The 13,061-nt window shown below is 73.3% G+C and carries 13 protein-coding genes; 7 read left to right on the forward strand and 6 right to left on the reverse strand.

Annotation, left to right across the window (positions count from 1 at the left end; genetic code table 11):
- Positions 1-40 precede the first annotated feature (40 nt).
- The gene (uvrB, locus tag AB0I68_RS00730) at positions 41-2,206 is read right to left on the reverse strand and encodes an excinuclease ABC subunit UvrB (protein ID WP_363174973.1); all 2,166 of its coding nucleotides are present in this window, start codon (positions 2,204-2,206) and stop codon (positions 41-43) included.
- A gap of 247 nt (positions 2,207-2,453) precedes the next feature.
- Here uvrB and AB0I68_RS00735 point away from each other — a divergent pair, with 247 nt between their 5' ends.
- From AB0I68_RS00735 to AB0I68_RS00745, 3 genes are all read left to right on the forward strand, one after another.
- Positions 2,454-3,392 carry a glycerophosphodiester phosphodiesterase family protein gene (locus AB0I68_RS00735; RefSeq protein WP_363174974.1) on the forward strand — a complete coding sequence of 313 codons (939 nt, stop codon included), beginning with the start codon at positions 2,454-2,456 and terminating at the stop codon, positions 3,390-3,392.
- 144 nt (positions 3,393-3,536) lie between these two features.
- On the forward strand, positions 3,537-4,100 hold the full coding sequence (locus AB0I68_RS00740) for a methylated-DNA--[protein]-cysteine S-methyltransferase (protein WP_363174975.1): 564 nt from the start codon (positions 3,537-3,539) through the stop codon (positions 4,098-4,100).
- Positions 4,101-4,311: 211 nt separating this feature from the next.
- The gene (locus AB0I68_RS00745) at positions 4,312-5,607 is read left to right on the forward strand and encodes an MFS transporter (protein ID WP_363174976.1); all 1,296 of its coding nucleotides are present in this window, start codon (positions 4,312-4,314) and stop codon (positions 5,605-5,607) included.
- On the opposite strand, the gene AB0I68_RS00750 is transcribed toward AB0I68_RS00745, so the two are convergent.
- On the reverse strand, positions 5,597-5,959 hold the full coding sequence (locus AB0I68_RS00750; RefSeq protein WP_363174977.1) for a cupin domain-containing protein: 363 nt from the start codon (positions 5,957-5,959) through the stop codon (positions 5,597-5,599). The genes AB0I68_RS00745 and AB0I68_RS00750 overlap by 11 nt on opposite strands.
- A gap of 73 nt (positions 5,960-6,032) precedes the next feature.
- Positions 6,033-6,839, reverse strand: coding sequence for a class I SAM-dependent methyltransferase (locus tag AB0I68_RS00755; RefSeq protein WP_363174978.1), 807 nt, complete (start codon positions 6,837-6,839; stop codon positions 6,033-6,035).
- 80 nt (positions 6,840-6,919) lie between these two features.
- On the opposite strand from AB0I68_RS00755, the gene AB0I68_RS00760 reads away from it, so the two are divergent.
- Both AB0I68_RS00760 and AB0I68_RS00765 read left to right on the forward strand, forming a co-directional pair.
- Complete coding sequence (locus AB0I68_RS00760) at positions 6,920-7,846, forward strand: pseudouridine-5'-phosphate glycosidase (RefSeq protein ID WP_363174979.1); 927 nt, start codon at positions 6,920-6,922, stop codon at positions 7,844-7,846.
- The gene (locus AB0I68_RS00765; RefSeq protein ID WP_363174980.1) at positions 7,843-8,742 is read left to right on the forward strand and encodes a PfkB family carbohydrate kinase; all 900 of its coding nucleotides are present in this window, start codon (positions 7,843-7,845) and stop codon (positions 8,740-8,742) included. Before AB0I68_RS00760 ends, AB0I68_RS00765 begins: the two co-directional genes overlap by 4 nt.
- Before the next feature lie 51 nt (positions 8,743-8,793).
- On the opposite strand, the gene AB0I68_RS00770 is transcribed toward AB0I68_RS00765, so the two are convergent.
- Both AB0I68_RS00770 and AB0I68_RS00775 read right to left on the reverse strand, forming a co-directional pair.
- A complete protein-coding gene (locus AB0I68_RS00770) occupies positions 8,794-9,438 on the reverse strand; it encodes a hypothetical protein (protein WP_363174981.1) in 645 nt (214 codons plus the stop codon).
- A gap of 164 nt (positions 9,439-9,602) precedes the next feature.
- Complete coding sequence (locus AB0I68_RS00775) at positions 9,603-10,256, reverse strand: uridine kinase (RefSeq protein WP_363174982.1); 654 nt, start codon at positions 10,254-10,256, stop codon at positions 9,603-9,605.
- Positions 10,257-10,347: 91 nt separating this feature from the next.
- Between AB0I68_RS00775 and AB0I68_RS00780 the strand changes: the two genes are divergently transcribed.
- Positions 10,348-11,793, forward strand: a complete 1,446-nt coding sequence (locus AB0I68_RS00780; RefSeq protein WP_363174984.1) for a WGR domain-containing protein — start codon at positions 10,348-10,350, stop codon at positions 11,791-11,793.
- A 25-nt stretch (positions 11,794-11,818) separates the two neighbouring features.
- Here the strand turns inward: AB0I68_RS00780 and AB0I68_RS00785 are convergent, their stop codons facing one another.
- Complete coding sequence (locus AB0I68_RS00785; protein ID WP_363174985.1) at positions 11,819-12,190, reverse strand: cupin domain-containing protein; 372 nt, start codon at positions 12,188-12,190, stop codon at positions 11,819-11,821.
- 151 nt (positions 12,191-12,341) lie between these two features.
- Here AB0I68_RS00785 and AB0I68_RS00790 point away from each other — a divergent pair, with 151 nt between their 5' ends.
- Positions 12,342-13,058: a DUF2293 domain-containing protein gene (locus tag AB0I68_RS00790; protein WP_363174986.1), complete on the forward strand. Its 717-nt coding sequence runs from the start codon at positions 12,342-12,344 to the stop codon at positions 13,056-13,058.
- Positions 13,059-13,061: the final 3 nt, after the last annotated feature.

Consider the following 13,061-nt stretch of genomic DNA (forward strand, 5'->3'; position numbering starts at 1 on the left):
GTACCTGCGGCTGCAGCCAACCCTACTGACCGGCCCCGGGTCAGGCGAGGCCCGCTTCCTTCATCTGCCGCAGCTCCTTCTTCAACTCGCTCACCTCGTCGCGGATCCGGGCCGCGACCTCGAACTGGAGCTCGGCCGCGGCGCCGCGCATCCGCTCGGTCATCTGCTCGATCAGCGCGGCCAGTTCCTCGGCCGGACGGTCTGTCGGCACTGCGCCGGCCTTGGCGCCCTTGGCCCCCTTGGCCGCCTTGCCGCCGCCGGCGGCCTTGCCCTGCACCGCCTTGGCACCGCCGAGCGCGGGCACGGGAGCCTTGGCGCCCTTGCCGTCCTTCGACTGGCGGTACCCGGTACCGAGCAGTTGTTCGGTGTCCAGCTCCTCCCGGGCGATGGTGGCGACGATGTCGTTGATCTTCTTGCGCAGCGGCTGAGGGTCGATCCCGTTCGCCGTGTTGTACGCGATCTGCTTCTCCCGGCGCCGGTTGGTCTCCTCGATGGCCTTCTCCATCGCCGGGGTCATCTTGTCCGCGTACATGTGGACCTGGCCCGAGACGTTGCGCGCCGCCCGGCCGATGGTCTGGATCAGCGAGGTCCCCGAGCGCAGGAAGCCCTCCTTGTCGGCGTCGAGGATCGCCACGAGCGACACCTCGGGCAGGTCGAGGCCCTCGCGCAGCAGGTTGATGCCGACCAGGACGTCGAACTCGCCGGCCCGCAGCTCGCGCAGCAGCTCGATGCGGCGCAGCGTGTCGACGTCGCTGTGCAGGTAGCGGACGTGGATGCCGAGCTCCAGGAAGTAGTCCGTGAGGTCCTCGGCCATCTTCTTGGTGAGGGTGGTGACCAGGATGCGCTCGTCCTTCTCCACCCGCTGCCGGATCTCGTGGACCAGGTCGTCGATCTGCCCCTCGGTGGGCTTGACCACGACCTCGGGGTCGATGAGGCCGGTGGGGCGGATGATCTGCTCGACGAAGCCGTCGCCGCGGGAGAGCTCGTACTTGCCCGGGGTGGCGGACAGGTAGACCGTCTGGCCGATCCGCTGCTGGAACTCCTCCCACTTCAGCGGCCGGTTGTCGAGCGCGGAGGGCAGCCGGAAGCCGTGGTCGACCAGGGTCCGCTTGCGCGAGGCGTCGCCCTCGTACATCGCACCGATCTGCGGCACCGTGACGTGCGACTCGTCGATGACGAGGAGGAAGTCCTCGGGGAAGTAGTCGATGAGGGTGTTGGGCGCGGAGCCGCGCTCGCGGTCGTCCATGTGCAGCGAGTAGTTCTCGATGCCGGAGCAGGACCCGATCTGGCGCATCATCTCCAGGTCGTACGTGGTGCGCATGCGCAGCCGCTGCGCCTCCAGCATCTTGTTCTGCTTCTCCAGCTCGGCGAGGCGCTCGGCCAGCTCCGCCTCGATGCCGGCGATCGCCTTCTCCATGCGCTCGGGGCCGGCGACGTAGTGGCTGGCGGGGAAGACGTAGAGCTCGCGGTCCTCGCTGATGACCTCGCCGGTCAGCGGGTGCAGGGTGGAGAGGGCCTCGATCTCGTCGCCGAACATCTCGATGCGGACGGCCAGTTCCTCGTAGACCGGGAAGATCTCGATGGTGTCCCCGCGCACGCGGAAGGTGCCGCGGGTGAAGGCCACGTCGTTGCGCGTGTACTGGATGTCGACGAAGCGGCGCAGCAGCTGGTCCCGGTCGATCTCCTCGCCGACCTTGAGCGAGACCATCCGGTCGACGTACTCCTGCGGGGTGCCGAGGCCGTAGATGCAGGACACGGACGCGACGACGATCACGTCGCGCCGGGTGAGGAGCGAGTTGGTCGCGGAGTGGCGCAGCCGCTCCACCTCCTCGTTGATCGAGGAGTCCTTCTCGATGTAGGTGTCCGACTGCGGTACGTAGGCCTCGGGCTGGTAGTAGTCGTAGTACGAGACGAAGTACTCGACGGCGTTGTTCGGCAGGAGCTCGCGGAACTCGTTCGCCAGCTGGGCGGCGAGGGTCTTGTTCGGCGCCATGACCAGGGTGGGGCGCTGGAGCTTTTCGATCATCCAGGCGGTGGTCGCCGACTTGCCGGTGCCGGTCGCACCCAGCAGGACGACATCCTTCTCACCTGCACGGATGCGCTTTTCCAGCTCGGCGATGGCCGCCGGCTGGTCGCCGCTGGGCTGGTAGGGGCTGACGACCTCGAAAGGCGCCACCGTGCGTTCGATCTTCGATACGGGCCGCATGAGTCCACCGTACGACCCCCCACTGACACCCACGCAGCCGCGCGCGGGGCCGCGGCGCTGCGGCAGGTCCGGCGCATGGGGCGGAATTCCTCCTTTCTGGTCCGTTTGTCGTAGTTCGGTGGCGGCCCCGTGATCTTCAACCGCATGATCGCCGTAGAGGTCCCCGCCGTAAGTGCACCGCCGCAACGTCTGCCATTCCGCACGCGTCTGACGCAGGAACAGGGCTCCCGAACCGAGGAGAACGCACATGTACGTCCGACCCGCCGCCGCGGCCGCCGCCGCATTCCTGGGCTTCACCCTGACCGTGCTGGGCGGGACGACCTCCTGCGCCGCCACCGGCCCCGCTTCCCCCTCCTCCCCTTCCTCCCCCGCCGGTGCCACCGGCGCTCCGGGGCTGCTGGGCCCCGTCGTGTACGCCCACCGGGGGGCTTCGGCGTACGCACCGGAGAACACCCTCCCCGCGATCGACCTCGCGATGCGGCTGGGCTTCGACTGGGTCGAGAACGACGTCCAGCGCACCAAGGACGGCGAGCTGGTCGTGGTCCACGACGACACCCTGGCCCGCACCACGGACGCCGAGCAGGCGTTCCCGGACCGGGGGCCCTGGCGGGTCAAGGACTTCACGGCGGCGGAGATCGCCACGCTCGACGCGGGCAGCTGGTTCGGCGAGGAGTTCGCGGGCGCCCGGATCCCGACCCTGCGGGCGTACCTCGACCGGGTGCAGCGCAACCGGCAGCGGCTGCTGCTGGAGATCAAGAAGCCCGAGCTCTACCCCGGGATCGAGGAGCAGACGCTGCGGGTGCTGGACGCGGCCGGCTGGCTCGACGCGGACCACGTGCAGCGCCGCCTGGTCGTGCAGAGCTTCAGCGCGGACTCCGTACGCATCGTGCACGGCATGCGCCCGGACCTCGTGACGGCCTTCCTGGGCACCCCGACCGTCGCCGACCTGCCGAAGTACGCCGAGTTCACGGACCGGATCAACCCGTGGCACACCACCATCTCGGCCGACTGGGTGGCCGCGGTGCACCGCCTGCTGGGCGCCCACGGCAAGGCGATGGAGGTGGACACCTGGATCGTGGACGACCAGGCGACGGCCCGGAAGGTGCAGGGGATGGGCGTGGACGGGATCATCACCAACACCCCGGACGTCGTACGGAAGGCGGTGCTCGGGGCCTTCGCGTACTGAGCCGCCGCGTACCGGGCCGCCGCGTACCGGACCGCCGCGTACCGGACCGCCGCGTACCGGACCGCCGCGTACCGGACCGCCGCGTACCGGACCGCGACGTACCGGACCGGCCGGGCTGTCATACCTCCCCCGTACGGTGGAGGGGTGGACAGCACCGAGCGGCCCCGCGGGCCGCACCTCGAATGGACCGTCGTCGCCAGCGACGTCGGGCCCCTGCTCCTGGCCGCGACCCCCGAGGGTCTGGTCCGGGTCGGGTTCCGTGCCGGTCCGGACCGGGTCGAGAGGATGATCGGCTCCCTCGTCTCCCGGCTCGGCGCCGACGCCTGGCGCCCTGCCCCGGGCCGGGAGGTGCTGCTGGCCGAGCCGATACGCCAGCTGACCGCGTACTTCGCGGGCTCGCTCAAGCGCTTCGAACTGCCGCTGGACTGGCGGCTCAGCTCCGGCTTCAACCGGCAGGTGCTCCAGGAGCTGGACCGCTCGGTGCCGTACGGGGCGGTCGTGGGGTACGGGGAGCTCGCGGCCCGGGTCGGCCAGCCGGGCGCGGCCCAGGCCGTGGGCAACGCCATGGGGTCGAATCCGCTGCCGCTGGTGGTGGCCTGCCACCGGGTCGTGGAGAACGACGGGGGCATCGGCGGCTTCGGCGGCGGGGTGGAGACCAAGCGGTCCCTGCTGGCGCTGGAGGGCGTCCTGCCGCAGCCGCTGTTCTGACGCGCGGACCGGCGGGGCAGGGGTGCGGGGCGGGCGGGGCAGGCGTGCGGGGCGGGGCGCGGGCAGGGGTCGGTCCTGGGCCGGGGCGCGGGAGTGCATCCCCCGTTCCGTCGGGCGGTAAGGGGTGGGAGACTGCCGCGGTGACTACTCCTGCTGCCTCAGGCCGCACCGCGCCCGTACACCGCCCTGCGCCGCGACAGCGGTGGACGAGGTGACCGCCGTACCCGGCACCGACCGGCCCGCTCCGGCGGTCGACCCGGCGGACCTGCCCCGGCTGCAGCGGCGCACCTCCCGGGTGCTGATCGCGAGCCAGATGCTGGGCGGCCTCGGCGTGCCCATCAGCATCGCCCTGGCCCCGGTCCTCGCGGCGCAGGTCAGCGGCACCGAGTCGCTGTCCGGCTTCGCGTCCACCGCCGCCGTGATCGGCACCGCGGCCGTCTCGCTGCCGCTCGCCGCCCTGATGACCGCGCGCGGCCGCCGGGTCGGGCTGGTCCTCGCGTACGGGATCGGCGCCATCGGCGCGGGCGTGGTGGTCCTCGCCGCCGCGATCAAGAGCTTCCCGCTGCTGATGCTCGGCATGGCCGCCTTCGGAGCCGCATCCTCCGCCAACCTTCAGTCCCGGTTCGCGGCCGCCGACCTCGCCACCCCGGACCGGCGGGCGCGGGCCGTCGCCGTGGTCGTCTGGGCGTCGACCCTCGGGGCGGTGCTCGGGCCCAACCTCTCCGCCCCGGCCGGCCGCAGCTTCGCCGGGACCTCCATACCCGAGACGGCGGGCCCCTTCGTCTGGGCCGGCGCCGTCTTCATCCTCACCGGCACGCTGATCGGCGTCTTCCTGCGCCCGGACCCGCTGCTGACGGCCCGGGCGCTGGCCGCGCCCGAGGAGCAGACCCGCGAGGGCCGCTCGCTGCGCTCCGGATTCGCGGCCGTCAAGGCCTCCCCGCGGGCGCGGCTGGCACTGGTGACCGTCGCGGTGTCCCACACCGCCATGGTCTCGATCATGGTGATGACCCCGGTCGACCTGGGCCACCACGGCGCCGGGCTGGAGCTCGTCGGCCTGGTGATCAGCGGCCACATCGCCGGCATGTTCGCCTTCTCGCCGGTCATGGGCTGGCTCGCGGACCGCGTCGGCCGGCTGTCGGTCATCGGCCTGGCGGCCGGGCTGCTGTCGCTGGCCGCCCTGCTCGCCGGCACCGCCGGGCCGGACCACGCGCAGAGCGCGCTCGGCCTGTTCCTGCTCGGCCTCGGCTGGTCCGCCGGGATGGTCTCCGGCTCGGCGCTGCTCACCGACTCGGTGCCGCAGGCCGCGCGGGCCGCCGTACAGGGCCTGAGCGATCTCACGATGAACACCTGCGCGGGCGTGGGCGGGGCGGCCGCCGGCCTCGTGATGTCCCACGCGGGCTACGGCTGGCTGAACGTGATCGGCGCGAGCCTGCTGCTGCCGATGGCGGCGCTCGCCCTGTTCACCGCGCGCCGCCATCCCGCTGCCGTCGCTGCCGCTAGCAGGTGATGTGGTAGGCCTTGCGCAGCGTCTCGTGGACGGTCCAGGTGGTCTTGTCGCCCTCCCGGAGCACACAGGCGGAGCCCGGGCCCACCTCCAGGGTCGCGCCGCCCTCGACCTCGATGGTGGCGCGGCCGCTGACCACGACGAACAGCTCGTTCGCCTCGGTGTCGGTGACCACGCCCGGGGTGATCTGCCAGATGCCGCGCAGCTGCTTGCCGTCGGGGGACTCCCACAGCACCTTGCCCGTCACGACGGGCTCGCCGGAGAGGATCTGGCCGGGATCGAGGTCCTCGACCTCCAACTCGGCATCCGGTACGGATACGACGAAGGAGGCGGGGCCGTGCTCACGGGTGCTCATGCCGAGTCACCCTATTGCGGCCGTCCGGAGCCGCGCGGTGACCAGAGCGTCCAGGTTCCGCCCGGCGGACGGGTCAACCTGTCCAGCCGGCCGCCGCGGCGGGCCGCCGGGCGCTGAGCACCGGCTGGTGGAATCCGATGGCCTGCGCCGGGTGCCACACCGTTTCGCCGAACCCGGCCCGGCGCGCGTAGCCCGCCGTCTCCTCCTCGGGCAGCGCCCAGTACGTGGCCCTGGACGTCCGGGTGGTCCACGTCTCCCGGCCGGGCGTGCCCGACGGCAGCAGCTGGAAGAGCTCCAGGTCGTACCGCTCCCCGTCCTCGTGCCACTCCCAGAGCTGGAAGCTGATGGTCCGCCCGTCCGGGCCGGTCCGCACGTGCGGGGCGTCGCTCTGCGGCCGGGTCCGCCGCAGTTCGCCGTACGGGCGGGTCGAGAGCAGCAGCAGGCCGCCCGGGCGCAGCACCCGCAGGGTTTCGGCCAGGGCGGCGCACACGTCCTCGGCCGTCAGGAGGTGCGGCAGGGCGTTGTCCGCGCACACGACCGCGTCGAAGGAGCCGTCCCGGAAGGGCAGGGCCCGCATGTCCGCGGCCGCGGTGGACAGGGCGAGCCCGCGCGCAGCCGCCTCGCGGGCGGCCCGGGCGGCCGCGACGGGGCTCAGGTCGGTCCCGGTGACCCGATGGCCCTGGGCGGCCAGGCCCAGCGCCTGGGTGCCGATCCCGCAGGCGTTGTCGAGCACGCTGTGCGGTCCGGGGCCCAGGAAGGCGGTGAGCAGCCCGTTCAGTGCCCGGCCCTGGCGGGCGATGCCGGCGTCCCAGTCCACGTACAGGAGGTCGTACCGGTCGGCGAGTTCGTCGTAGAAGGCGCGCGTGTCCCGTGGGTCCATGGGGGGAGGCTACTCGGACAGGTTCGGAAGGCCGGCGGGGAGCGCGTTTGGGGGCGCACATCCGGTGCCATGGATGGGACATGCACACATCACCCGAGGTCCCCGTCCTGTCCGAAGAGGTCCGCGAGGCGCTCGACCGGCGCCGTCCCGTCGTGGCTCTGGAGTCGACGATCATCGCGCACGGCCTGCCCCGCCCCCGCAATCTCGCCGTGGGTGCGGAACTGGAGGCGCTGGTGCGCGCCGAAGGGGCGGTTCCGGCCACGGTCGCGGTCGTCGACGGCGTGGCGTACGCGGGCCTCGACAAGGCGCAGCTGGAGCGGATCGCCGGCGGTGAGGGCGTACGCAAGCTCGGCCACCGGGATCTGGCTCCCGCGCTGGCGGCCGGCGCGACGGGCGCGACGACGGTGTCCGCGACGGCGTTCCTGGCCGCGCGGGCCGGGCTGCGGGTCTTCGCCACGGGCGGGCTGGGCGGCGTACACCGGGAGTGGGCGCAGACGCAGGACGAGTCGGCGGATCTGCAGCTGCTGGCGCGGACGCGGATCACGGTGGTGTGCGCGGGGGTGAAGTCGATCCTGGACGTGCCGGCCACGCTGCAGCGGCTGGAGACGCTCGGGGTGGGGGTGCTGGGTTACGGGACGGAACGTTTCCCCGGGTTCTACCTGGCCAGTTCCGGCGAGCCTGTGGACTGGACCGTCCACCGGCCGGAGGAGGTGGCCGCGGTGATGGCAGCTCAGGACGCGCTCGGCGGACCGGAGTCGGCGCTGCTGGTGGCGAATCCGGTGGCAGAGGCTGAGCAGTTGGATCCCGACCTGCACGACCGGGTCCTGGCCGAGGCCCTCGAGGAGTGCCACGAGCGCGGGATCACGGGGCAGGCGGTGACCCCGTTCCTGCTGGGGTTCCTGGTACGGGCGACGGGCGGGGCCTCGCTGGAGGCCAACCTGGCGGCGGTACGGGGCAACGTGACGCTCGGAGCCAGGATCTCGGGGGCCTGGGCGGCGCGCCCGTGACCGCACCCGGGGCGCTGCTGGTCGTCGGGGACGTGGTGACGGACGTCGTGGCGGTGCATCCGGAGCCGCTGGCTCCGGCCACGGACACGGCCGCGCGGATCCGGACCCTGCCGGGCGGCGCCGGGGCCAATGCGGCCTGCTGGGCGGCCCACGCGGGGGTGGCGGAGGTACGCCTCCTCGCGCGGGTCGGCACCGAATCCGCCCGGTGGCACGAGCAGTCGCTACGGGACTCGGGGGTGCGGCCGCGGCTGGTGATCGATCCGGCCGAGCCGACCGGGACGGTGGTGGCGCTGGTCGGCAAGGACGCGGAGCGGACCTTCCTGACCGACAGCGGCGCGGCGCTGCGGCTGTCCCCCGAGGACTGGGCGCCGGCCCTGCTGGACGGGGCGGCCCATCTGCACCTGTCCGGTTACCTCTTCTTCGCCGACAGCAGCCGCGAGCTGGCCCTGGTCGCACTGCGGGCGGCCCGGGCCCGCGGGGTGCCGGTGAGCGTGGACCCGGCCTCGGCGGGGTTCCTGGTCGCGCTGGGTCCCGAGCGCTTTCTCGATGCCGTGGCGGGGATCGGCGTACTGCTGCCGAACGAGGACGAGGCGCGGCTGCTGGCCGGGCTGCCGGAGCCGGCCGGGCCGGCCCGGGCTGCGGCGGAGCTGAGCCGGCGGGTGCCGCTGGTGGTGGTCACCCGGGGCGCGGCGGGGGCGCTGGTGGCGGAGGCGGGCCGGGTGACCGCCGAGGTGTCGGCGGAGTCGGCCGAGGCAGTGGACTCGACGGGTGCCGGGGACGCCTTCACCGGCGGGTTCCTGGCGGCCCGGCTCGCGGGCGCGGCCCCGGCGGACGCGGCCCGGGCGGGGTGCCGCGCGGCCGCACAGGCGGTCACCCGGCTGGGCGGGCGTCCGTAGCAGCGGCGGGAGCGGCGGACGGCGGACGCGGCGGACGCTCGGCCGCGGCGGTTACGAGGTGTACTCCTCCTGGCCGAGGGTGTCGATCACGCCGGCGTGGTTCACGTTGTAGTGGAACACCAGGCCCTTGTTCGGGTGGGTTTCCAGCCACGAGGTGAGCTCGTGCGTGGTGATCGGCTTGTTCACTGAGGTGGGGAGGATCGGGTCGTGGGCGCTGATCTTGGCGTCCTCGGCGATCGGGATGAAGGTCTCCTCGCCGACGGTCACGAACGGGGTGGCCCCGCCCGCGACGGCGCAGCCCCAGTGGCCTTGCTTGACGATCAGGCTGTAGGCGCCGCCCTCGGGGGTGTAGCGGTAGACGGCGATCTCGTTCGGCGAGACCGGATCCTTGGGGGCACAGGTGGGTCCGGGGGCGGGCGGCTTCGGCTTGGCCGCGGTGGTGGCGGTCGGGGCGGGCTTCTTCGAGGAGGCCGCGGAAGCGGACGGCGCCGGTGCGCCGGAGGCTGCCGAGGGGGCGGCGGTGGCCGAGGGGGTCGCCGGGCTCGCGCCGGGCGTCGTGCCGGCGGCTCCCGCGCCGCTGCCGTCGTCGCCGTTGCAGGCCGTGAGGGCCAGGGTTCCGCAGAGCACCAGAGCGGCGGCACAGGCCTGCCGCCGCAGCCGTCTCGGACCCTGAACCACCTTGCCGCGTCCGCTCATTTCCGTCTCCCTCTGCCAAGGCGCCACCGGGTGGCCGCCGTCCGAGCGTGGCGACAACGTAGCGCGCGGTTCCGGCCGGGACGACGGCCGGATCGCGTTCGTCACCGAGCCGGGATGCCGCTGTTGCGGATCGCGGACGTCCGTGACGAGCGGGTGCGCGGAGGTCAGCCGGTGGGGCCGGTGAGACCGGTCCAGGCGGGGTGGCGGGGGTCGTCGGCCCGGACCACCGCGTCGGCCTGTGCCGCGGGGTCGGTCTCCGCCTCGTAGCGGGCGAAGGCGGGCAGGGTCCACCGCGCGGCCTCCTCGGTGCGGCGGGCCAGCGCCCCCGGGGAGAGCCGGATGTGCACGCCGAGGTCGAAGGGGAACCAGTGGCCGAGCAGCAGTGGGCCGTGCACGATCAGCACGCCGCCGGGCGGGAGTTCGGTGTACGGGCTGCGGGTCGCCCGGTCGGTCACCGGATCCCAGAGGTCGGGCAGCACCCGGCCGGTGCCGCCCGGGTCGGTCGGGCCGAACACCTCGCGCCAGAGGGCGGCGGTGTCGTACCAACCGCCGAGGTACGAGTCCACATCCTCGCGGCCGAACTCGAAGCGGAGGGAGGCCGGCCGCAGGAACCCCTCGGCCGGGACCACCAGGACCGGGCGGCTGCGCAGCCGCAGCGCGTCGGCGAGGTGGCCGGCGAGCACGCCGGTGCCGGCGGCGGGTGCGCCGTCGATGCCCACCCGCTGCCAAGTCCCCTGCTCCGGGGAGGTCCTGTGTTCGTCGAGGTGGCCGGCGAGCCGCTCGGCCATCCGCTGCCATGTGATCGCTTCCAGCTGCACGAGCCCATTGTCAGTGGTGGGCCGTAGCGTTTTTCACGAGGGATCACCGGCGGGAAAGAGCCGTTGGCCCGACCTTGGGGAGGGGTCTGTCATGGCTCGCGAGACGACGTACCTGGAGCTGTCGCAGGATGGCGGCGGGGCGCACAAGTTCTACGAGGTGACCGTGGACGGCGCGGCCGTCTCGGTGCGGTACGGACGCATCGGCGCGGACGGCCAGGTGCAGAGCTCGTCGTTCCCGACCGTCGAGAAGGCCCGGGCGGCGGCCGCGAAGAAGATCGGGGAGAAGGTCCGCAAGGGGTACGCCCCGGCGGTGGCCGGACAGCGCGCGGCCCGGGCGGTGACCCGCCGCCAGGTCACGTCGGCGCCGTCGACGGCGCGGGCGGTGGCCCCGGTGCTGTGGCGGTTCCGTACGGGTTCCGCGGCCTTCGGGATCCACGTGGACGAGGACCGCTGCTGGGTGGGCAACCAGGCGGGGGACGTCTACACGCTGAGCCACGGGGGCGAGGTGCTGGCCCGGTACTCGCTGCCGGACGGGGTGAAGTGCCTGGTGGCGGACGAGTTCTGGATCTACGCGGGCTGTGACGACGGCACGGTGTACGACCTGTCGTCGAAGGTGCCGTTCGGGGCCTACGACATCGCGGCGGACGTGGACATCTTCTGGCTCGACATCCACGAGGGCGTGCTGAGCGTGTCCGACCGCAACGGCGGGCTGACGGTCATCGACCACGAGGACGAGTTCCAGTGGTCGCGGCGGTCGTCGGGCTCGAATGCGTGGATGGTCCGGTCGGACGAGCAGGCGGTCTACCACGGGCACAGCCAGGGCGTGACGGCGTACGCGGCCGACGGCGGGGCGCAGTTGTGGCACACGCCGACCAACGGCTCGGTGCTGTTCGGCTGGCAGGAGGACCACACGGTCTATGCGGGCACCGGGCGGCACACCGTGCAGCGGCTGGCGAAGGCGACGGGCGCCGTGGAGGCCTCGTACCGGTGCGACGCCGCCGTGTACGCGTGCGCGAGTTCGCCGGACGGCCGGCACGTGTTCGCCGCCGACTACTGCTCCTCGGTGTACTGCTTCGACGCCGACGGGCAGCGGCTGTGGAAGCTGGGCACCGGCGGCGGTTCGGCCCTGTCCATGCAGTACTTGGACGAGCGGCTGTACCTGGTCACCACGGACGGGTCCCTGATCTGCATGGACGCGAGCGAGGCGGCGATCCTCGCGGCCCAGCGGGGCTCGGTGCCGACCGCCGTGGATGTGAAGTCGGCGGCTGCGCTCCCGGTGTTCACCCCGGCGGCTTCCGCGTCGGCGGTGGCGACCGTCTCGGTGGCGGCGGCGCCGGCGGACGGCGTGGTGGTGGAGTGCGTCCAGCAGGGCGCCCGGATGCGCGTGCAGGTGGTGACGGGCGGCTTCGACCCCTCGTGGAACGTGCAGTTCCCGCGGGGGATCCGGGAGCCCGGGGCCCGGTATGTGGTGGACGGGCTGCACGCGGCCTCGGGTGGCTTCTACCGCGTGCGCGGGGAGATACGCCGCCTGGTCTGAGCGGGGCGGCATCCGGCGGGCCGGTTCACGCAAAGCCCCCTGGACAGGAGCACGGTGTAGCGCCGCGCGGGGCGGCAGCGGGTATGGAGAAGGCCTCGTCCTCGGCAAGCGTGGAGGTCACGTACAGCACGACCGGTACGGTGCCGAGGTTGCGGCCGAGATGGAGGTGCCCGATGCCGGGCGGCTCGACGAAGCTGGTGCCCGGCCGGTGGACCACGACCGAGTTGTCGTGCAGGATCCGGGTGAGCGTCCCCGACTTGACCAGCACGATCAGCGGGACCCGGTGGAAGTGCCAGCCGGTGCATCCGCCGGGCTCTATGACGACCTCCCGGCCCGCGACGTCGCCCGCGGCGGCCTGAGCCCTCGGCAGCCGCGCCGTCGCGTGCCGTCCTCCCATGTGTCCCCTCCCTCCACGGGCCGTGCGGCCATACCGCAGCCCGGTCTCGCTACGGTAGAGGGGGATCCGGACAGGCTGGTTGCGTTGGGGAAACCTCAACATCGTTTCGCTGCAAGGTGATAAGCGCACCGGGTGGCGGTATCACATCGTCATGAGCCTCGTCGTGTTCGAGTCGCTGAAGCAGATCCGCTGCGCGGAGTGCCGCCAAGGGCCGCTCCGGCTTCTCGTCCGCGAGGCCGGTGTGCCCCGCTGCCTGGACTGCGCCGACCTCGGACACCTCGTCTACGTGCCGCGCGGGGATGCCGCACTCACCCGGCGGGCCCGTGAGGCCAGTTCGCTCTCCGCCGTCGTCGTGCGCTTCAACAAGCGGCGCCGCCGCTACGAGCGCCAGGGGCTCCTGGTCGAGGACCCCGCCCTGGCCCGCGCGGAGCGTGCCTGCCTCGCGGACGCCGAGGCGCGGGCCCGCCGCCGGGAGCGCGACCGGCTGCGCCGGGCGGTCGAGGACACCCGGTTCACGGCCGCCTTCGCCGCGGAGATCCGGCGGCTGTTCCCGGGGTGCCCCGCCGAGCGGGCGGCGGCGATCGCCGCCCACGCATCGGTGCGCGGCAGCGGGCGGGTGGGCCGTACGGCGGCCGGCCGGGCCCTCGACGAACAGGCGGTGTCGGTGGCGGTGCGGGCGGCGGTGCGGCACACGGACACCGAGTACGACGCCCTCCTGATGGCGGGCGTCCCGCGGTTCGCGGCCCGTGCCCGGCTGGCGGCGCGGATCGACGCGATTCTGGACGGCTGGCGCACACCCCCGCCACCGTCCGTGCCCCTGCCCCTGGCCCTGCCCTTGGCCCTGCCCGATTCGGGCCTCGAGCCGTAGTCC

This window comes from Streptomyces sp. NPDC050448, from assembly GCF_040655295.1.
Taxonomy (GTDB): Bacteria; Actinomycetota; Actinomycetes; order Streptomycetales; family Streptomycetaceae; genus Streptomyces.